Source organism: Rhodoferax sp. GW821-FHT07G04 (genome assembly GCF_059418585.1).
In genome coordinates this window covers 998,441-1,018,673 of the sequence record NZ_JBWKQD010000002.1, presented here as the reverse complement: position 1 = coordinate 1,018,673, position 20,233 = coordinate 998,441, and the positions used below count along the sequence as shown (strand labels likewise).

The 20,233-nt window shown below is 64.0% G+C and carries 20 protein-coding genes; 15 read left to right on the top strand and 5 right to left on the bottom strand.

The window, feature by feature from the left end; all coding sequences use genetic code 11:
* The first annotated feature begins 2 nt into the window (after positions 1–2).
* From AC07OO_RS13885 to AC07OO_RS13875, 3 genes are read left to right on the top strand one after another with little or no spacing between them, the layout of a single operon-like run.
* Entirely contained in the window at positions 3–908 is a 906-nt protein-coding gene (locus AC07OO_RS13885) for a Dyp-type peroxidase (RefSeq protein WP_495082682.1), read from the top strand.
* Positions 909–919: 11 nt separating this feature from the next.
* On the top strand, positions 920–1,807 hold the full coding sequence (gene ubiA / locus AC07OO_RS13880; RefSeq protein ID WP_495083350.1) for a 4-hydroxybenzoate octaprenyltransferase: 888 nt from the start codon (positions 920–922) through the stop codon (positions 1,805–1,807).
* 31 nt (positions 1,808–1,838) lie between these two features.
* Positions 1,839–3,731, top strand: a complete 1,893-nt coding sequence (locus AC07OO_RS13875; protein ID WP_495082681.1) for a putative bifunctional diguanylate cyclase/phosphodiesterase — start codon at positions 1,839–1,841, stop codon at positions 3,729–3,731.
* 53 nt (positions 3,732–3,784) lie between these two features.
* Here the strand turns inward: AC07OO_RS13875 and AC07OO_RS13870 are convergent, their stop codons facing one another.
* Positions 3,785–4,099 (bottom strand): hypothetical protein, encoded by a 315-nt coding sequence (locus AC07OO_RS13870; RefSeq protein WP_495082680.1) that lies wholly within the window; start codon positions 4,097–4,099, stop codon positions 3,785–3,787.
* Positions 4,100–4,243: 144 nt separating this feature from the next.
* On the opposite strand from AC07OO_RS13870, the gene argS reads away from it, so the two are divergent.
* From argS to AC07OO_RS13855, 3 genes are all read left to right on the top strand, one after another.
* Positions 4,244–5,953 carry an arginine--tRNA ligase gene (gene argS / locus AC07OO_RS13865; RefSeq protein ID WP_495082679.1) on the top strand — a complete coding sequence of 570 codons (1,710 nt, stop codon included), beginning with the start codon at positions 4,244–4,246 and terminating at the stop codon, positions 5,951–5,953.
* A 19-nt stretch (positions 5,954–5,972) separates the two neighbouring features.
* A complete protein-coding gene (locus tag AC07OO_RS13860; protein ID WP_495082678.1) occupies positions 5,973–6,638 on the top strand; it encodes an SPOR domain-containing protein in 666 nt (221 codons plus the stop codon).
* Positions 6,639–6,726: 88 nt separating this feature from the next.
* Positions 6,727–7,380, top strand: a complete 654-nt coding sequence (locus tag AC07OO_RS13855; protein ID WP_495083349.1) for a thiol:disulfide interchange protein DsbA/DsbL — start codon at positions 6,727–6,729, stop codon at positions 7,378–7,380.
* A 31-nt stretch (positions 7,381–7,411) separates the two neighbouring features.
* On the opposite strand, the gene AC07OO_RS13850 is transcribed toward AC07OO_RS13855, so the two are convergent.
* The gene (locus tag AC07OO_RS13850; protein ID WP_495082677.1) at positions 7,412–8,308 is read right to left on the bottom strand and encodes an alpha/beta fold hydrolase; all 897 of its coding nucleotides are present in this window, start codon (positions 8,306–8,308) and stop codon (positions 7,412–7,414) included.
* Positions 8,305–8,802, bottom strand: coding sequence for a nuclear transport factor 2 family protein (locus AC07OO_RS13845; RefSeq protein WP_495082676.1), 498 nt, complete (start codon positions 8,800–8,802; stop codon positions 8,305–8,307). The genes AC07OO_RS13850 and AC07OO_RS13845 overlap by 4 nt, the downstream gene beginning before the upstream one ends.
* A 159-nt stretch (positions 8,803–8,961) precedes the next feature.
* Here AC07OO_RS13845 and AC07OO_RS13840 point away from each other — a divergent pair, with 159 nt between their 5' ends.
* From AC07OO_RS13840 to AC07OO_RS13825, 4 genes are read left to right on the top strand one after another with little or no spacing between them, the layout of a single operon-like run.
* Complete coding sequence (locus tag AC07OO_RS13840) at positions 8,962–9,435, top strand: Spy/CpxP family protein refolding chaperone (protein WP_495082675.1); 474 nt, start codon at positions 8,962–8,964, stop codon at positions 9,433–9,435.
* 22 nt (positions 9,436–9,457) lie between these two features.
* A complete protein-coding gene (locus AC07OO_RS13835; RefSeq protein WP_495082674.1) occupies positions 9,458–9,742 on the top strand; it encodes a hypothetical protein in 285 nt (94 codons plus the stop codon).
* A complete protein-coding gene (locus AC07OO_RS13830) occupies positions 9,739–10,470 on the top strand; it encodes a response regulator transcription factor (RefSeq protein WP_495082673.1) in 732 nt (243 codons plus the stop codon). Before AC07OO_RS13835 ends, AC07OO_RS13830 begins: the two co-directional genes overlap by 4 nt.
* Complete coding sequence (locus AC07OO_RS13825; protein WP_495082672.1) at positions 10,463–11,827, top strand: sensor histidine kinase; 1,365 nt, start codon at positions 10,463–10,465, stop codon at positions 11,825–11,827. The genes AC07OO_RS13830 and AC07OO_RS13825 overlap by 8 nt, the downstream gene beginning before the upstream one ends.
* 92 nt (positions 11,828–11,919) lie before the next feature.
* Here AC07OO_RS13825 and pap read toward each other — a convergent pair whose 3' ends face one another.
* A complete protein-coding gene (gene pap, locus AC07OO_RS13820; protein WP_495082671.1) occupies positions 11,920–13,479 on the bottom strand; it encodes a polyphosphate:AMP phosphotransferase in 1,560 nt (519 codons plus the stop codon).
* A 210-nt stretch (positions 13,480–13,689) separates the two neighbouring features.
* Here pap and lptA point away from each other — a divergent pair, with 210 nt between their 5' ends.
* The 5 genes from lptA to AC07OO_RS13795 all read left to right on the top strand — a co-directional run bounded on the left by lptA (position 13,690) and on the right by AC07OO_RS13795 (position 18,508).
* Positions 13,690–14,337 (top strand): lipopolysaccharide transport periplasmic protein LptA, encoded by a 648-nt coding sequence (gene lptA / locus AC07OO_RS13815; protein WP_495082670.1) that lies wholly within the window; start codon positions 13,690–13,692, stop codon positions 14,335–14,337.
* Positions 14,338–14,411: 74 nt separating this feature from the next.
* Positions 14,412–15,164 carry an LPS export ABC transporter ATP-binding protein gene (lptB, locus tag AC07OO_RS13810; protein WP_495083348.1) on the top strand — a complete coding sequence of 251 codons (753 nt, stop codon included), beginning with the start codon at positions 14,412–14,414 and terminating at the stop codon, positions 15,162–15,164.
* On the top strand, positions 15,164–16,777 hold the full coding sequence (gene rpoN, locus AC07OO_RS13805; RefSeq protein ID WP_495082669.1) for an RNA polymerase factor sigma-54: 1,614 nt from the start codon (positions 15,164–15,166) through the stop codon (positions 16,775–16,777). Before lptB ends, rpoN begins: the two co-directional genes overlap by 1 nt.
* Positions 16,774–18,096 (top strand): THUMP domain-containing class I SAM-dependent RNA methyltransferase, encoded by a 1,323-nt coding sequence (locus AC07OO_RS13800; protein ID WP_495082668.1) that lies wholly within the window; start codon positions 16,774–16,776, stop codon positions 18,094–18,096. The genes rpoN and AC07OO_RS13800 overlap by 4 nt, the downstream gene beginning before the upstream one ends.
* Positions 18,083–18,508, top strand: coding sequence for a putative toxin-antitoxin system toxin component, PIN family (locus tag AC07OO_RS13795; protein ID WP_495082667.1), 426 nt, complete (start codon positions 18,083–18,085; stop codon positions 18,506–18,508). Before AC07OO_RS13800 ends, AC07OO_RS13795 begins: the two co-directional genes overlap by 14 nt.
* 29 nt (positions 18,509–18,537) lie before the next feature.
* Here AC07OO_RS13795 and AC07OO_RS13790 read toward each other — a convergent pair whose 3' ends face one another.
* On the bottom strand, positions 18,538–20,190 hold the full coding sequence (locus AC07OO_RS13790) for an FMN-binding glutamate synthase family protein (protein ID WP_495082666.1): 1,653 nt from the start codon (positions 20,188–20,190) through the stop codon (positions 18,538–18,540).
* Positions 20,191–20,233 lie beyond the last annotated feature (43 nt).

Genomic DNA, 20,233 nt, shown 5'->3' with positions numbered 1-20,233 from the left:
CCATGGCACATGCTGCCCAGACCGGAATCGTAGATCCGGTGCCCCGTGTTGGGCGTTATTTGTTTTTTGCTTTAGCCGATGCGACAGCACCCGCCCTGGGTGCTGCCTTGACCCGCTTGGCACCGCTGGTGGATGGCCGGGCTGCCGTGGTTGGTATGGGCCAGGACTGCGTCGCCGCACTGGGCGCCACTGTGGCAGGCCTGCGCGCCTTCCCTGATCTGCGCGGCGCACCCGCACCCGTGCCCGCCACACCCTGTGCACTGTGGTGCTGGTTGCGGGGGGATGATATGGGCGAGCTGGTCAACCTGTCACGGCGCGTGGCGCAGGCGCTGGTGCCGGCCTTTCGCCTGGACCAGGTGGTCGATGGTTTTCGGCACGGCAAGGGGCCGAATGGCCATGGCCGCGACCTGACCGGGTACGAAGACGGCACCGAGAACCCCGAAGGCGAAGCAGCCTTGGAGGCCGCGTTGGTGCACGATGGCGGGCCTGGTTTGCCGGGCAGCAGCTTTGTCGCCGTGCAGCAGTGGGCGCACGACTTCACCGCTTTTGAGGCGATGACGTCCATGGCGCAAGACCACATGGTGGGACGCCGGCGCAGCGACAACGAAGAGCTGGACGATGCGCCCGAGTCGGCCCACGTCAAACGTACGGCGCAAGAGAGCTTTGAGCCCGAGGCCTTTGTGCTGCGCCGCTCCATGCCGTGGGCCGCGGGCATGCAGGCGGGTTTGATGTTCGTCGCCTTCGGCCGCTCTTTTGACGCCTTTGAGGCGCAGATGCGGCGCATGGCGGGGCTGGAGGATGGCGTGGTGGACGCGCTGTTTCAGATGTCCAAGCCCATTACAGGCGCGTACTTCTGGTGTCCACCGTTGCGCGACGGCCGGCTGGATTTGCGGGCCGTAGGCTTGTGAGCGTGAAGCCTGTGCGCCAGAAAATCAACCTGTACCTGCAACTGATACGCTGGGACCGCCCCGCGGGCTGGCTGCTGCTGTTGTGGCCCACGCTCAGCGCGCTGTGGCTGGCTGCCGGCGGCTTTCCGGGTTGGCATCTGCTGGCCGTTTTCACGCTGGGCACCATACTGATGCGCAGTGCGGGTTGCTGCGTCAACGATGTGGCCGACCGCGAGTTTGACAAGCACGTCAAGCGCACGGCGCAGCGACCGGTAACCAGCGGCGCCGTGTCGGTGCGCGAGGCCTTGCTGCTGGGTGCAGTGCTGGCCTTGCTGGCCTTTGGCCTGGTGTTGACGACCAATGCGGTGACGGTGCTGTGGTCGTTCGCCGCACTGGCCGTGGCCGTGGTCTACCCCTTTGCCAAGCGTTTTGTATCCATGCCGCAGGCGGTGCTGGGCGTCGCCTTCAGCTTTGGCATCCCGATGGCGTTCACCGCCGTGCAAGGCGGCGATTCCCTAAGCTGGGCTGCGGTGAAAGGCAGTATTCCGGCCGAGGCCTGGTTGCTGTTGCTTGGCAACCTGTTCTGGGTATTGGCCTACGACACCGAATACGCCATGGTGGACCGAGACGATGACCTGAAGATCGGCATGAAGACCTCGGCCATCACACTGGGCCGCTGGGACGTGCCGGCCGTGATGCTGTTCTATGTGCTGTACCTGCTCATCTGGTCGTGGGTGGTTGCACCCCGCGTGCAGCCCTGGGCCTGGTGGCTGGGCGAGGCCGTGGCCTCGGTGCAGGTGGTGTGGCACTACACACTGATACGCCAGCGCACCCGAGACGGCTGCTTCAAAGCCTTCCGCCTCAACCACTGGGTGGGTGCCGCATTGTTTGCGGGCATTGCCATAGGCACCCTAGGGTGAGTAGCATGTAGGCCAACCCCCGTTTGCCTACATGCCCAACACCCTTGACACCAGCCTGGACGCAGCCGGCGCACTGCGTTCCCTGCGCCTGGCCCAGTTGTCTGCGCTGGTGGCCCTGGCCTTGTGCGTGTCGCTGCCCTTCTTCATGTACCTGGGCCAATGGCAGATGGTGGGGCCGCAAGTGGCGGGCCTGGCCATGGCGGCCCTGTGTTTTGCGCTGAACCGCCGCGGGCACACCCACCGGGCGACGCTGCTGTTGCTGAGCTCCATCACCGCCATGGCGGCCAGCCTGATGTGGCTGGGCGATGGCTTGAAGGATGCCTCTTTGCTGGTCTTTCCCGTGCTGCTGACCATGGCCGGGCTGCTGCTGGGCAAGCGGGGTTACCACGTGCTGTGGGCCTGCATGATGGGCCTATTGGCCCTGCTCACCTATGCCACCACCCAGGGCTGGCGGGCTTCGCCTGTGGCGCCCCGCAACCCAGTGGAGCTGTGGCGCGACGTGAGCCTGATCCTGGTGGTGGGTGGCTTGGCTGTGTGGACGGTGGTGGACGACATGCAAAAGACGCTGCTGTCGCTGCGAGAGCAGATCACCAAAGTGTTGGCCTCGCAGAGGCATCTGGCCTACCTGTCGCAGCATGACGCATTGACCGGCCTGCCCAACCGCTCCATGGGGCGGGACCATATCCAGCAAGCCATTGTGAATGCCACGCGCCACCGCTCACGGGTGGCCCTGCTGTTTGTGGATCTGGACAACTTCAAAGCGGTCAATGATTCGCTGGGTCACGCCGTGGGCGACGAATTTTTGAAGCAGGTGGCAATGCGGCTGGAGGGCGCGGTGCGCAAGTCCGACATCGTGGACCGGCATGGGGGCGATGAGTTCGTCATCGGCCTGACGGACATTGCCGATGTGGACGATGTGTCCAAGGCGGCCAGCAGCGTGCTGGAGAGCCTGGCGCTGCCCATCGCCATCAATGGAACCGACATCGGCACCTCGTGCTCCATCGGCATCGCCTTGTTCCCCGATGACGGTGCAGACTACGAGTCTTTGTTGCGCGAGGCGGATATCGCGATGTACCAGGCCAAGGAAGCGGGGCGCAACGCCTTCCGGTTTTTTGATGCGACGATGAATGCCAACATCCAGAGCAATCTGATGCTGCTGTCCCATTTGCGCACCGCGCTGGCCCACCACGAGTTTGTGCTGCACTACCAGCCGGTGGTCGATCTGACCAGCGGCGCCTTGGTGGGGGCGGAGGCGCTGGTGCGCTGGCAGCACCCCGAACGGGGCCTGGTGCCACCTGGCGACTTTATCCCGGCCGCCGAAAAGTCGGGCCTGATCGTGGACATGGGGGCCTGGGTGCTGCAAGAGGCCTGCAAGCAAATGGCCGTATGGCAGCGGGCAGGACGCACCCAGTTTGTGATGGCGGTGAATCTGTCGCCTGTACAGTTCCGGCGCGGCAACATCGTGGCGGTGGTGCGGGATGCACTGCAAGGCCCCGGCCTGGACCCGGCTTGCCTGGAGCTGGAAATCACCGAATCCACGCTGGTGCAGGACGCCGAAACCTTCATCGCATCGCTGCAAGAGCTCAAGGCCCTGGGGGTCAAGATTTCCATCGACGACTTTGGGACCGGCTACTCCAACCTGTCCTATCTGCAGCGCTTTGCGGTGGACAAGCTCAAGATCGACCAGTCCTTCGTCAAGCGGCTGCACCAAGGTCCGCAGGACAGGGCCATCGTCACGGCCATCATCCAAATGGCCAAGAGCCTGGGCCTGAACACCACGGCCGAGGGCATAGAGGATGAAGCAACGCGCCAGATTCTGCTGGAACTGGGTTGCCAACTGGGCCAGGGCTACTTCTTTGCCCGGCCTGTGGCCGCTGGGGCTTTTGATGCAGCGGTGGTGGGCCTGCCGTCCATCCAAAAATAACAATGCCCCACCAGCCAGGCTGATGGGGCATAGAGATTTAAGCGTGGGGTGGCTTACTTCTTGGGGGCGCTGGCGGCGGCGGCGGGTGTAGCGCCGCCGGCCTTTTCATCGGCCATGCACTTCTTGATGTGGCTGGTCTTGGCGGCACCGGCCAGCTTTTTGTCGGCGGCGGACTTCTCGCAGGTGGCACTGGCGCTGCCACCACCCGCATCGGCCACGCACTTCTTCATGAAGCTGGTTTTCGCGGCGCCGGCCAATTTCTTTTCGGCGGCCTTGTCGCCGCAAGCGGACTCAGCATCCGCCGCATGGACCGCACCAAATGACAGAGAGAGACCCAGAGCCAGCAGGGGGAGGAATTTTTTCATCATGATCGTGTGTCCTAGGGGTTGAAGTGACAGCCGGTGCCGCCGTTGCAAGGAAAAAGCGAACGAAATCCACGCTGGGATTCAAACACACAACGCCAAAAACAACAATGTGGATGACCCACCGACCCGCCCCCGTAAAATCCCCGCATGCTGTCTGTAAAAAACGAATTATTGGAAGCGCTGGCCGCTTCCCTCGAAAAACTGTCTCCGGGCAGCGGTGCCAAGGCGGCGTTTGAGTCGCCCAAGGTGGCTGCCCATGGTGACCTGGCCACCACGGCCGCCATGCAACTGGCCAAGCCACTCAAGCTGAACCCGCGCCAACTGGCCGATAACCTGAAGGCCGAAATGCTGGCGCAGCCCGCCTTCCAACGCTGGGTCGACGCCATCGAAATCGCCGGTCCCGGATTCATCAACATCCGCTTGAAGCCCGAGAGCAAGCAGCAGGTCGTGCGTGCAGTGCTGGGCCAGGGCGCGCAGTATGGCTACCAGCCCGTGCGATCGGAAGAACAGGGCCAGCGCGTGCTGGTGGAGTTTGTGTCGGCCAACCCCACCGGCCCTTTGCATGTGGGCCACGGCCGCCAAGCCGCGTTGGGCGATGCCATCTGCAACCTGTTTGCGACCCAGGGCTGGAGCGTGCACCGCGAGTTCTACTACAACGATGCCGGCGTGCAGATCGAAACTCTGACCAAGAGCACGCAGTTGCGCGCCAAGGGCTTCAAGCCCGGCGACGACTGCTGGCCCACCGATCCCGACAACCCCGCCAGCAAGGCCTTCTACAACGGTGACTACATCCAGGACATCGCCGACGATTTCCTGGCCAAGAAAACCGTGCAGGCCGACGACCGCAGCTTCACGGCCAGTGGCGATGTGGAGGACCTGGAGTCCATCCGCAACTTCGCCGTGGCCTATCTGCGCCACGAGCAGGACAAGGACCTGCAAGCCTTCAACCTGAAGTTTGACGAGTACTACCTGGAGTCCAGCCTGTACACGAGCAACCGCGTCGAACAAACGGTGGGCAAGCTGGTCGCCAATGGCAAGACCTACGAACAGGACGGCGCGCTGTGGTTGAAGTCCACCGACTACGGTGACGACAAGGACCGCGTCATGCGCAAGAAGGATGGCACCTACACCTACTTCGTGCCGGATGTGGCCTACCACATCAGCAAATGGGAGCGTGGCTTCACCAAGGTCGTCAACATCCAGGGCACAGACCACCACGGCACCATCGCCCGTGTGCGCGCCGGACTGCAGGCGGCCGATGTGGGCATTCCCCAGGGCTACCCCGACTATGTGCTGCACACCATGGTGCGCGTGGTCAAGGGCGGCGAAGAGGTCAAGATCAGCAAGCGGGCTGGCAGCTATGTGACGCTGCGCGATCTGATCGAGTGGACCAATAAGGACGCTGTGCGTTTCTTCCTGCTCTCCCGCAAGCCCGACACCGAATACACCTTTGACGTTGACTTGGCGGTGCAGAAGAACAACGACAACCCGGTCTACTACGTGCAGTACGCCCATGCCCGCATCTGCTCGGTGCTGGCCGCCTGGGGCGGTGATGTGGCCAGCCTGCAAAGCGTGGACCTGTCGGCCCTGCAAAGCCCGCAAGCCCAGGCGCTGATGTTGTTGCTGGCCAAGTACCCTGAGATGCTGACGGCCGCAGCCGTAGACGAAGCGCCACACGATGTGACCTTCTACCTGCGCGAACTGGCCGCCTGCTACCACAGCTACTACGATGCCGAACGCATCCTGGTGGACGAAGAAGCGGTCAAGCTGGCCCGCCTGGCCCTGGTCGCGGCCACGGCCCAGGTATTGCACAATGGCTTGGCAGTGTTGGGCGTCAGCGCCCCGCAAAAAATGTAGTTGACAACGAAGGTAGCGCATGAAGCAACAGCGTGGCGGAACAATTCTGGGGTTCATCATCGGCATCGTCATTGGCCTGGCTGCGGCCTTGGGCGTGGCCGTCTATGTGACCAAGGTGCCGGTGCCCTTCATGAACAAAGGCCAGAGCCGCTCGGCCGACCAGGACGAGGCCGAGGCCAAGAAGAACAAGGACTGGGACCCCAACGCCCCGCTGTATGGCAAGAACCCCGCCAAGGCCGCGGCACCTGCGGCTTCTGCAACAGCCACCAACAAGTCTGCAGACCCCAGCAAGGCCGATCCCAAGGCGGACCCCAAAGCAGCTGCGGCCAAGCCCGACGCAAAGCCTGACGCCAAGGGCGAGGTCAAGCCCGCCGTCTCGGCCGACCCCTTGGGTGATCTGGCCAAGGCCAAGGGGGCAGGCCCCAGCACCACGTCAACCAGCACCGAGCCATTCATCTTCTTTGTGCAGCTTGGGGCATTCCGTACCGCGGAAGATGCCGAGGCCCATCGGGCCAAGCTGTCCTTGAGCGGCATCGAGACCAAGATTACCGAGCGTGAGCAATCGGGTCGCGTCGTGTTCCGTGTGCGCACCGGGCCTTTCGACACCAAGGAAGACGCCGAGCGTAACAAGGAAAAAATGGAGAAGGCGGGCCTGGAAACCTCTTTGGTGCGTGTACAGCGTTAAGCACCCAGCCCCAGCGCAGGGAACTAATGTCCTGGCTCCCGGTCACAATGGCACAAATTTTTTGGAGTGGTCTTGCATGAATAAGATGATGAAACGCCGTGAATTTACCCAAGCGGCCGCTGGTGCCGCCCTGGCTTCCAGCGCCTGGTTCTCGCCCTCGGCGCAGGCACAGGCTTCCAAGTTCTCTGCCGGCAAGGACTACCACATCCTCGACACCAAGGCGCCCGTTGAGGCCCCGGCTGGCAAGATCGAAGTGGTGGAGTTCTTCTGGTACAGCTGCCCCCACTGCAATGCCTTCGAACCCACGCTGGTCAACTGGATCAAGACCCTGCCCAAGGACGTGGCCTTCCGCCGCTCCCACGTGTCCTTCCAGGACAGCTTTGTGCCGCAGCAGCGCCTGGCCCTGACGCTGGAAGCGCTGGGACTGGTGGACAAGCTGCACGCCAAGGTATTCCATGCCATTCACGTTGAAAAGCTCAAATTGGCCACCGGCGAAGAGATCGCGGAATGGGTCAGCAAGCAGGGTGTCGACAAGGCGAAGTTCCTGGAGCAGTACAACTCTTTCACCGTGCAGACCAAGGCCACACGTGCCACCCAGTTGCAAAACACCTATAAGGTCGAAGGCGTGCCGGCCCTGGGTATTGCCGGGCGCTTCTACACCGACGGCACCATGGCCGGCAATATCGAACGCGCATTGCAAGTGACCGACGCCTTGATCGCCGAAGTGCGCGCCAAACGTTAATCCAACACCGCAATAGCCGGTAGCAGAGGCCTTAGCGCATGAAGGTGCGCAAGGCCTCTGCTGTTTGCGCCGGCAATTCCTCGGGTATGAAGTGCCCCGCCGGCAAGGCCTCTCCGCTGACCGCTGCGGCGCACTGGGCCTGCCACAGATCCAGGGGTTTGAACAGACGCTGCACCACGCCGCGTGCACCCCACAGCACCAAGGTTTCGCAAGCGATCTTCTCGCCATGCGCACGGCTTGCACGGTCATGCTCCAGGTCGATGCCGGCACTGGCGCGGTAGTCTTCGCACGCGCTGTGGATGGCCTCGGGGCGGCAGAAGGCGCGCTCGTATTCGGCCAGTGCCTGTGGCTCGATGTGTGCCAGACCGCCAGCGCCCCAACCGCCCAGCTTGTGGTGCAGATAGGCCATGGCATTGCCGTCAATCATCTCCTCGGGCAAGGGGCTGGGCTGTATCAGGTGGAACCAGTGGTAGTAGGCAGTGGCAAACGCCATGTCGGTGCGGGCATACATGTCCAGTGTGGGTGCGATGTCGATGACGCACAGCTTGCGCACCCGTGGTCCATGGTCCAGCGCCAGACGGTGGGCCACGCGGCCACCCCTGTCGTGGCCTGTGAGGAAGAAACTGCCTAGCCCCAGTGCGTCGGCAACGGCCACCACATCGGCTGCCATGGCGCGCTTGCTGTAGTTGCTGTGGTCCGGCAAACCCGGCGCGTGGGACGAGTCGCCATAGCCCCGCACATCGGGCAACACCAGGAAAAAGTCGTCGCACAGCAACTGCGCCACGCGCCGCCACATCACATGGGTTTGCGGAAACCCGTGCAGCAGCACCAAGGCTGGCCGGTCTGGATTGCCCCCGCAACGGAAGAATATGTCTGCGCCATCCTTGGCAACGATGGTGCGCGTTTCGAATCCTTCAAACCAGCTCATGGCGATGGCTGTTGGCTGGCCATGAACTTTTGCAAATTGGCCGCAGCCTGCTGGCGCACCTTGTGGCGCAAAAAGGGCGACCAGCCGAGCAGCAGGCCCGGCGCCCCCAGGGCCTGGCTGGCCCAGGACCAGAAGTTGAAGCGGTCATGGTGCTGTGTGATCAGGCCCTGTGGGTCGAATGTGAATTCCGCGTCGATGCGGTTGAGCACCATGCGTCCGGTGGCACTGAAGCGGTAGTGCGCGTCCCAGTGCGCCTCGCCCGATGTGGCATCGGCCATCACGTCGCAGAACTCCAGGCGCCATGCATCCATGCCCTTGGCGCGGGTGGCTGCGATCAACATCTGCCACATGCCCATGGTCGCGGTCTTGCCCTGCAGCGTGAACACCTCGTCGGCAAAGGACACGTTGTCCGCATAGCACTGGGCCATGCCGTCGCCATCCAACTGCGCAAACGCGGTGTAGAACTTGGTGATGGTGAGCGCATTGGCTTGCATGGCATGGACCTTTCGTGTCATCCCTGGCGCGAGTGTGCCGCAAACCGGCCCCGGCGCTGAAAAATATTGAAACAAATCGATACCCCGGCGAGAGGACGCCACAGCACCACCCCGGCACGATGGAGCCCTGTTCAACACATTCCTTCAAAGGACACTTCCATGAAATCCTGGATCAAACGCAGCCTCTACAGCCTGGTGGGCGTCAGCATCGTCGTCGGTGGACTCTCTGCCTGCAGCCACCACCGCCACGAATTTGGCAGCAATATGAGCGCCGAAGACCAGGCCCAGATGCGTACCAAAATCATCGAACGCGTGGCGGGCAAGCTGGACCTGAATACCGACCAGAAGCAACGCCTCAACGTGCTGGCCGACAAGCTGCAAGAGCAGCGCAGCGCCCTGGTGGGCAAGACCACCAATCCCCGCGCCGAGATGCAGGCCCTGGTGGCGGGTGAGAAGTTTGACCGCAGCCGTGCCCAGACCCTGCTGACGGAAAAGACCGCCGCCGTCACCAGTAAGAGCCCCGAGGTCATCAACGCCCTGGCCGATTTCTATGACAGCCTGACACCCGCCCAGCAAACCAAGGTACGCGAAGCTATGCAGCAAGGCCGCCACGGCTGGTGGCACCGGGGTTGAGCGCCAGCAGGGGAGCGATGCCATGCCACCCATGCAAGCGCTATTTGCCGGCGTGCGGGCCCACGGCCCGGCGCTGCTGGCATCCACCGCAGAGCCAGCCGCCGAGCTGCTGGCCCTGATCTGGGGCCCCCGGTTCGACCGGGAGCATGCCCAGCAGTTGGCGCGGTCTGCCGCGCACAGCCCGGCCAACCTGCAGTGTGCACTGGCGCTGGCGGCCGATACCTTTGACCGCTTGCCCGCGCCGCGCCAGCAGCGGCTGCGCCAGGCCGTTTACTACCACGCCGCTGGTACGACAATCGGCGCATGACGACGATGCGCATCCTGTTGATTGACGACGATGAGCAGTTGGGCGAGCCGCTGGCCGCCTACTGCGCCCGCTTTGAAATGCAGCTCAGCCACGCCACGCGCCCCAGCACCGGCCTGGCCCAGTTGCGCCAGGGCGGGTTCGATGCCGCCATTCTGGATGTGATGCTGCCCGAGATGGACGGCTTTGAGCTGTGCCGCACGATACGCAAAGAGAGCGATATCCCGCTGATCATGCTGACGGCACGCGGCGATGTCATGGACCGTGTGGTCGGCCTCGAGCTGGGGGCCGATGACTATTTGCCCAAGCCCTTCGAGCCGCGTGAGCTGGTCGCACGCCTGCAGACCGTGCTGCGCCGCCGCCAGCCGAATGGCAATAGCACGGCATCCGCAACACCCGTCGCCGCCGATGGCCGCCTGCTCTTCGAGGGGCTGGTGGTGGACGCCACCACCCGCAGCGTGCAGTGCCTGGGCCAGAGCATCGAGCTGACCAGCACCGAATTTGACCTGCTGCACCTGCTGGCCCGCGAGCCCGGCAAGGTCTTCCACCGCGACGACATCCTGAACCAGCTGCGCGGGCATGAGGCAGACCTTTACACACGGGCCGTGGACATTGTGGTCAGCCGCCTGCGCAAGAAGCTGGAGCCGTTGGACGCGATCAAGACCCTGCGCAACGCCGGCTATGCGCTGGCGCTGCGTGCGCAGAGCCCCAGCCAGACCCGCCATGCATAAGCTGCGCCGCCACTGGCACCGCCGGGCGCGGCATGCGCTGGGGCATTCGCTGCGCTGGCGCTTGCTGACGCTGTTTCTGCTACTGGCCATGGGCCTGGCCGCCACCTTCACCTTTGGCATGCAAAAGGCGCTGAGCGTGGGCTGGCGTGTGGCGGCCCGCCCGCTGGTCAGCGATTACGTGGACCGGCTGGTGGCCGAGATCGGCAGCCCGCCCAGCATTGAGCGCGCCCAAGCGCTGACCCAGCGCCTGCCGCTGAGCGTGCAGATCGCCGGGCCGGTGGTCAATTGGCGCAGCAACCCGCAGTCGGAGATGTTGCCCCACCACCATGGCGAGATGCGCGATGAATGGCAGGACGGCCCACCGCGCCTGTTGTCGCGCACCACGGCCGACGGCCATCGCATCGCGCTGGGCATCAGCACCGCCGCCTGGGAAAACCAGCCCCACCGCATAGGCTGGATGACACTGGCCGGCATCCTGGCGCTGACTGCGCTGGCCTATGGCTACATACGCCGCCTGCTGCGCCCGCTGGACGACATACGCGACGGCGCCCAGCGTTTTGGCAGCGGAGACTTTGCCCAGCCCATACCGGTGCGCCGCCGCGATGAGTTGGGCCAACTGGCCACCGACGTCAACACCATGGCGCGCAGCATCCACCAGATGCTGGAGGCCAAGCGCGGCCTGCTGCTGGCCATCAGCCACGAACTGCGCAGCCCGCTCACCCGCGCACGCTTGAACACCGAGCTGTTACCGGAGGAAGGCGATGTGGCCGCACGCCGCGAGGCCTTGCTGCGCGACCTGGGCGAGATGCGCGACCTGGTCACCGACCTGCTGGAAAGCGAACGCCTGGGCCAGGGCCATGCCGCCCTGCAACTGGAGCCGGTGGACTTGGCCGAATTGATCCAGGAGGTGGCCCAGGCCGCTTCAACAGGCGCTGCGCCTGCCGTGGACTTGGAATTGGCGCCCGATCTGCCGCCGCTGCAACTGGACCGCACGCGTATGCGCCTGCTGCTGCGCAACCTGCTCGACAACGCGCTGCGCCACAGTGTCGGCGCAGACCAGCCGCCCAGCATCCGGCTGCACCAACACGTCGATGAGGCGGGGCGGGCCACCGCGTGCGTATCGGTGCGCGACTACGGCCCCGGCGTAGACGACATGGTGCTACCGCACCTGGCCGAGCCTTTCTACCGGCCCGATTCCGCGCGGGGCCGCACGGCTGGCGGCGTGGGCTTGGGGCTATATCTGTGCAAGCTGGTGGCGCAGGCCCATGGTGGGCGGTTGACCTTGCGCAATGCCAAGCCGGGGTTGGAGGTTAGTGTGGATCTGTCCCCTCAGTTGGGCGCAACACCCTCACGCTAGAGCCTGGGCGGCATAGCGTTCTGCGCAGGTAAAGGAGGAGCCCGCGCAGCGGGCGGGGGACACGGAGCAGAACGCTATGACGTCCAGGCGCCTCAGGCTTTGTGGCGCTTATTGTCTTTCTTGGACTTCTTCGGTTTCTTCGGCCTAGCCGGTGAACCGTCGTCCGCGCAACGCCCATCCAGCTCTGCCTCCACCCGCTCACACAGCGTCTGCAGAATCTTGATGCGGGCGTAGTTCTTGTCGTTGGCCTCCACCAGCGTCCATGGCGCATTGCCCGTGCTGGTGCGTTCCACCATGTCGCAGACGGCCAGCTGGTAAGCGTCCCACTTCTTGCGGTTGCGCCAGTCTTCTTCGGTGATCTTGAAGCGCTTGAAGGGAATCTGCTCGCGCGCCTTGAAGCGTTTCAGCTGCTCCTGCTGGCTGATCTGCAGCCAGAACTTGACGACGATGGCGCCCGACGCGGCCAGCTCGTGTTCGAAGTCGTTGATCTCGGTGTAGGCGCGCAGCCAGTCGGCTTCGCTGCAAAAGCCTTCGACCCGCTCCACCAGCACGCGGCCATACCAGGTGCGGTCGAATATCGTCACCCGACCCTTGCGCGGCACATGGCGCCAGAAGCGCCACAGATAGGGCTGCGCGCGTTCTTCCTCGGTTGGCGCAGCAACCGGGATCACCTGGTATTGGCGCGCGTCCAGCGCCGCGCTGATGCGCCGGATTGCGCCGCCCTTGCCGGCGGCGTCCGCGCCCTCAAATGCGCACACGAGGGAACGACCCTGGAAGCGTGGATCGCGCATCAGCTCGGCCAGCCTTCCTTGCCAGTGGGCGAGCGCGTCCTCATAGTCTTTGTCGGCCAAGGCGAGCGTGAGGTCCATCGTCGACAGCACGGTGCGGCCATCGGTGTCCACGCGCACCAGTGGTGCCACCGGCGTGTCCTGTTCGTCGGTGCTGGCCAGCTTCTTTTGCATGGATTGCAGCAGGATCTGCGCTACGGTCAGTGAGCGGTAGCGGTCGTCCGTGCCTTCGATCACCATCCACGGCGCCCACGGCGTGTTGGTCATGCGCAGCAGGTGGCCGGCCACGTCTTGCAGTTTGTCGTACGTCTTGAGCCGGTCCCAGTTCCACTGCGTCACACGCCAGGCGGTGCGCGGGTCTTTCTCCAGCGCCTTCAGGCGTTTGGCCTGGCCTTCCTTGGTCAGGTGGAACCAGAACTTCAGCACCAGCGCGCCCTCATCCACCAGCATGGACTCGAAACGGTTGATCTGGTCGGCCTGGGCATCCAGCTCTTTGAGCGAAATCTCGTCTTCGATGCGCTGGCGTATCGGCTCCGAATACCACGACCCGGCGAAGATGCCGACCCGCCCCTTGGGCGGCAGCGAACGCCAGTAGCGCCACATGGGCGGGCGCTCGCGCTCCTCGTCAGTGGGCTCAGAGAAAGCCAGCGTGGACAAAAAGCGGGCGTCCATCCATTCGTACAGCACATTGATGGTCTCGCCCTTGCCGGCGCCATCCTGCCCGCTGACCAACACGATGACCGGAATCTTCTTGTTCTCGTGCAGGTCTACCTGTGCAGTCAGCAGCGCTGCGCGCAGGGCCGGGACTGCGGCCTTGTAGGCAGCTTTGGTGATGGTGTGGCCGATTTCTGCGGATTCGAACATGGGCATGTCTCCTGCTGATTGGCCAAGCCATTCTAGGCCGGGGGGTTGGAGCGGACAGGCATTGATGGAAATGGAGCCTAGCCCTTGTACATACTGAATATGTAGCTATAAAAATAGAAGCGCCCTAAAAAGCCCGGGGTACCAGAAGCGATTGTGGCGCTATGCTCAGTACAATCGTCCAGGCTCCACCCGAGCAAGTTCCGTGCCTTTATGAAAAAACCACCCCAACTTCTGCTGTTCCTGGCCGTTTGCACGGCGCTTGCCATGCCCGCCTGGGCAGAAAAGGCCGACCGCAACAAGCCTATGAATCTCGAAGCCGACACCATGCGCTACGACGATGTCAAACAGCTCACGATCTTCCATGGCAACGTGGTAATGACCAAGGGCACGATCCAAGTCCGCGCCGCCCATATTGATGTGCGCCAGGACGCCGACGGCTATCAGTTCGGCGCTATTTCCGGCTCGCCGGAGCGGCCGGCGTTCTTTCGGCAAAAGCGCGAGGCCCTGGACGAATTCATCGAGGTGGAGAGCGAGCACATTGACTACGACGGCCGTGCCGATATTGTTAAATTCACCGGCAAGGCCCAGTTGCGCCGCCTGCGCGGTGGCGCAGTGGCCGACGAAATCAGCGGCGCGGTCATTGTGTATGAGAACCTGACCGATAAATTCAGTGTGGATGGCAGCAGCGCCGCCAGTGCAAAAACCAGTGCCAGCGCACCCGCGCCCGGCGGCCGGGTGCGAGCCATGCTGACGCCCAAGCCCGAAGCTGCTGCCTCTGCACCGGCGGCGGGCAAGGCGGCATCCCAACCCAGCCCCAACCTGCGCGCCACGACGACATTGGGGGGAACCCCCCAGTGAGCGATGTGGTGGTGGCCGCAGACAGCGGCGAAAGCAGCAAAGACACAGATAGCAGCGCCAACGGCAGCGGCGCGGTGGATTCGACCCTGGGCCGGCTGGAGGTCAGCCATATCCAGAAGTTCTACGGCAAGCGCCAGGTGGTCAAGGATGTGTCCCTGACGATGCGTACCGGCGAGGTCGTGGGGCTGCTGGGGCCCAATGGCGCGGGCAAGACCACATCCTTCTACATCATCGTCGGCCTGCTGCGTGCCAGCGCCGGCGACATCACGATAGATGGCCACTCCATCGAGCACATGCCCATCCACCGCCGTGCGCGCCTGGGGCTGGGCTACCTGCCACAAGAGGCGTCGATTTTCCGCAAGCTCAATGTCGAGGAAAACGTGCGCGCCGTGCTGGAGTTGCAGCACGACGAGGCCGGCAAGCCGCTGAACAACGCCGAGATCGAGCGGCGCCTGACCGCGCTGCTGCAAGACCTGCGCGTCGAGCATCTGCGCGAATCACCGGCGCTGGCGCTGTCGGGTGGTGAGCGCCGCCGTGTGGAGATCGCCCGCGCGCTGGCCACGCGGCCCCGCTTCATCTTGCTGGACGAGCCCTTCGCCGGTATCGACCCGATTGCCGTCATTGAAATCCAGCGCATCATCAATTTCCTGAAGTCGCGCGGCATTGGTGTGTTGATCACCGACCACAACGTGCGCGAGACCCTGGGTATCTGCGACCACGCCTACATCATCAGCGACGGCCGCGTGCTGGCCCAGGGCACGCCTTCCGAGATCGTGGACAACGCCGACGTGCGCCGCGTGTACCTCGGCGAACACTTTCGGATGTGATGAAACAGGGGCTTTCTTTACGCGTCTCGCAGCACCTGGCGCTCACGCCCCAGTTGCAGCAGTCCATCCGCCTGCTGCAACTCTCCACACTGGAACTCAGCCAGGAAGTGGAGCAGATGCTGGACGAAAACCCCTTTCTGGAACTGACCCAGGACGAGGCCGTGCGCGAGGAGTTTGGCCTGGCCCAGGCCGATACGCCGGTCAGTGCGGGGGAGCGTGAATCCGAAGTTGCTTCCAATTCCGTAGCGGACTATCCAGATTCCACGGGGGCTAGCAGCACAAAGGACGAAGACACCACCCCGCTGGGCAGCGGTGACGACGAACCCAGCTGGGACGGCGACGGCACAACCGAACTGGTGCCCGACGACGGCGAATGGGGCACGGATGCCAAGGCCCGCACCAACAACCTGGGTGACGACGAAGACACCGACGCCACCGAACTGGCCCGTACCCAGGAGTCGCTGCAGTCTTTCCTGCACCGCCAGGCGCTGGGCCTGCGCCTGGGCGAGGTGGATGCCAGCGCGCTGCGCTTTCTGATCGAGTCGCTGAACGACGACGGCTACCTCGAAGACCCGCTGCCCGAGCTGGCCCGCAGCCTAGCCGGTGACGCGGATGAAGAACAGCTGGAAGACCTGGTCCACCACTTCACGGTCGCCCTGGGCCTGCTGCAAAGCCTGGAGCCTGCTGGTGTGGGCGCCCGCGACCTGGGTGAATGCCTGCGCCTGCAACTGCGCGCCCAACTGGACGACGCGCTGGACCCGCCCGAGCCCGAGCAGGCCGCACTATTGGCCTTGGCGCTGCGCATCTGCGCCCAGCCCATGGACCTGCTGGCCCGCCGCGATGTCAAGACCCTGGTGCAGCGCTGCAACGGCACCGACGCACAGACGCGCGAGGCCATCACGCTGATCGCCCGCCTGGAACCCAAGCCCGGCCGCCGCTTTGTGGATGTGGAGCGCAACATCGTTGTGCCCGATGTGCTGGTGGTGCCCGTGGGCAAGGTGCGCCCCGGTGTCAACCCGCAGTTCCGCGTGATGCTCAACCCCGAGGTCATGCCCAAGCTGCGCGTGCACGACATTTATGCCAACGTGCTGCGCAACCACCGTGGTGGCGGCAAGGACAGCGCCAGTTACGCCGGCCTGCAGCAGCGCCTGCAAGAGGCGCGCTGGTTCATCAAGAACATCCAGCAGCGCTTTGACACCATCCTGCGCGTCAGCACCGCCATCGTGGACCGGCAAAAAAGCTTCTTCACGCACGGCGAGCTGGCCATGCGCCCCCTGGTGCTGCGCGAGATTGCCGACGAACTGGGCCTGCACGAGTCCACCATCAGCCGCGTCACCACCGCCAAATACATGGCCACGCCGTTCGGCACCTTCGAGCTGAAATATTTCTTCGGCTCCGGCCTGGGCACAGAGTCCGGCGGCAATGCGTCCAGCACGGCCGTGCGCGCACTCATCAAGCAATTCATCAGCGCCGAAAGCGACAAAAAGCCCTTGAGTGATAACCAGATTTCCGAGATGCTGAAAGAGCAGGGCATCGAATGCGCCCGCCGCACGGTTGCCAAATACCGCGAGGGGCTGAAGATTGCTCCCGCGTCGTTGAGGAAGGCTTTATGAACTCACTCCAAATCTTCCTCCCCTGCGCCGCCGGCGTAGAAGACCTGCTGGCCCATGAGGTGCACGACCTGACCGGTTTGATGGGCCAGGACCTGCTGACACGCCGTGGCGGGGTGATGGCCCAGGCCTCGTGGCGCGACGCGCTGCGGCTCAACTTGCACAGCCGCTTGGCCCAGCGCGTGCTGGTGCAGCTGAACTACACGGAATACCGCACCGAACAAGACCTGTACCGCGCCGCCAGCGACGTGGCGTGGGAGATCTGGTTCACGCCCCAGCAGTCGATCAAGGTCGAGGTGACGGCCCAGCACAGCCCGCTGAACAGCCTGAACTTTGCCGCGCTCAAGATCAAGGACGCCGTTTGCGACCGCTTCCGCGCCAAGGCCCACGGGGTGCGCCCGGACGTCAACACCCAGTGGCCCGATGTGCGCATTTATGCCCACCTGACCACCGACACTTGCTCGCTGTATATCGACACCTCGGGCGAGCCGCTGTTCAAGCGCGGCTGGCGCGAGGACAAGGGCGAGGCGCCGCTGAAAGAGACGCTGGCCGCGGCCATGATTGCCGCCTGCGGCTGGGCCGAGGGTGACGATGATCTGTTGCCGCTGTACGACCCCTGCTGCGGTAGCGGCACCATTGCCATCGAGGCCGCGCAGATCGCCTGCAACATCGCACCGGGCAGCCTGCGCCGCTTTGCGTTTGAGAAATACATTCCGTTCCAGCAACACGTCTGGGACGCCATCAAGGCCGAAGCTGCCGCTGCCGTCGTCAAGCCGGGACCCGACCAGGGGCCATTGATTTTTGGCAGCGATGTGTCCCACCGGATGGTGGACTTTGCCCAGCGCAATGCCGAGCGCGCCGGTGTGGCCGATGTCGTCGAGTTCCGCGGTGGCGACGCGTTGCAACGCATGCCGCCCACCGATGTGCCCGGCTTGCTGCTGCTCAACCCACCCTATGGTGACCGTATTGCCGTGGCGGGTGTCAGCGGGGCCGGAGCCCGGCGCGCAGGACCTGCGCACCGGCAGGCTGGTGGCGATCTGCCGTCGCCAGACTACGAGGCCTCCAGCGCCGGCAGCCACCCCGTCAGCGGCGCGCGCGAGCAGGCCGTGACCGAGGACGGCGGCGAATTCTTCAGCCAGTTGGCCACCCACTGGAAGAAAAACTTCAGCGGCTGGACCGGCTGGATACTGACGCCCGACCTCAAGTTGCCCAGCAAGATGCGCCTCAAAGAATCCCGCCGCGTCCCGATGTGGAACGGGCCGATTGAGTGCCGGATGTTCAAGTTTGAGATGGTGAAGGGAACGGCGCGTGAGCGCAAATAAGGTCATCCTGGACACCAACATCGTCCTGGACACCTTCGTCTTCAACGACCCCGCCGCCCAAACTCTGCGCGACGCCTTGCAAGCTGGCACCCTGCAATGGATCGCCACCCCACCCATGCGCGAGGAACTGGCCCGGGTGCTGGGCTACCCCAAGATCGCCCAACGCTTGGCCTACTACCAACTGCAGCCCAGCGACGTGCTGGCCCATTTCGACACGCTGGTCCAGACGCAAGCGGTTGCCGCCAAGGCACCTATCGTCTGCAAAGACCCGGACGACCAGAAGTTCATCGACCTGGCCGTGGCACACCAGGCCCTGGTGCTGAGCAAGGACAACGCCGTGCTCTGTATGAAAAAAAGGCTGCTAGCCCTCGGCGCTGCTGCGCAGGCAGCTATTGAAACCGTAGCAAACTAGCTGGAGCACCTCTGGCGGATGCGTGCCACTCAGGCGGTCGTCAGCGCCTGCGGCATCTCCGCCTGCAGCGTGAAGCTCTGGGGTGCGGACCGTGGCCAGGTATGGCGGTAGATCACCGGCAGGGCCTGCAGGTCACTCTCCAGCAGCGCGCGATCGGGCAACTGTGTCAGTATCAGTTGGGCCAGGGATTGCACCTTGTGGTCGCCCGAGCGGCGCACGATGTGGTGGGCCGTGATCTCGCCCGGGTGTTCTACGCCGGCGGCCTGTACCAGCTCTTGCAAGGCATGCAGGGTCTGCTGGTGGAAGTTGTAGACACGCGTGGCCTTGTCAGGCACCACCAGGGCCTGTTGGCGAATCGGGTCTTGTGTGGTCACGCCGGTGGGGCAGTGGCCGGTGTGGCAGGTCTGGGCCTGCAGGCAACCCAGCGAGAACATGAAACCGCGCGCGCTGTTGCACCAGTCGGCGCCCAGGGCCATCATGCGGGCGATGTCAAAGGCGCTGACCACCTTGCCGGCGCAGCCCACCTTGACCTGCTCGCGCAGACCCACGCCGCGCAACGTGTTGTGCACCAATAGCAGGCCCTCTTGCAGTGGCGAGCCTACGTGGTCCGTGAACTCCACCGGCGCGGCGCCGGTGCCGCCTTCGGCCCCGTCCACCACAATGAAGTCGGGCGTGATGCCGGTGGCCAGCATGGCCTTGACCATTGCAAACCACTCCCAGGGGTGGCCTATGCACAGCTTGATGCCGGTGGGCTTGCCGCCCGACAACTCGCGCAGGCGGTCCACAAACTCCATCATCTCAATCGGCGTGGAAAACGCGCTGTGCGATGCGGGCGAGATGCAGTCCACGCCGACCGGCACGCCGCGGGCCTCGGCAATTTCGGGCGTCACCTTGGCACCGGGCAGCACGCCGCCGTGGCCGGGCTTGGCGCCTTGGCTGAGCTTGATCTCGATCATCTTGACCTGTGGATCGCGGGCATTGGCGGCAAACTTTTCCGGGTTGAAGCTACCGTCGTCGTTGCGGCAGCCAAAGTAGCCCGAGGCCACCTCCCAGATCAGGTCGCCACCGTGCTTGCGGTGGTGGGTGGAGATGGAGCCCTCGCCCGTGTCGTGCGCAAAGCCGCCGCGCCTGGCGCCGGCATTCAGCGCCTGGATGGCGTTGGCACTCAAGGCCCCAAAGCTCATGGCCGAGATGTTGAACACGCTGCAGCTATAGGGCTGGGCCCGCCCAGCGCCAATCAGCACCCGGAAATCGTGCGAGTCCAATTTGGTAGGGGCCAGCGAATGGTTGATCCACTCATAGCCCTCGGCATGCACGTCCAGCTGCGTGCCAAAAGGGCGCTTGTCCGGGTCACCCTTGGCGCGCTGGTAGACCAGGGAGCGCTGGGCGCGCGAGAAGGGGTTGGACTCGGTGTCGCTCTCGATGAAATACTGGCGGATCTCCGGCCGTACAAATTCCAGCATGAAGCGGATGTGCCCGATGATGGGGTAGTTGCGCAGGATGGAGCGCTTGTTCTGGCGCAGGTCATAGACCCCGGTGGCCACCAGGGCGCCAAACAGCAGGAAGGCGGGTATGCCCACGCCAAAGGCCACCAGACTGAAGACGCTGAGCAAGAGGCCAAAGCAACTGAGGCCCATCACCGTATAGCGCACCGGAAAAATCGAGTCGAGGTAATTCAGCATCACCCGACAATAGCAGGCAAATGTAAAAATGCAGAATGGTGTA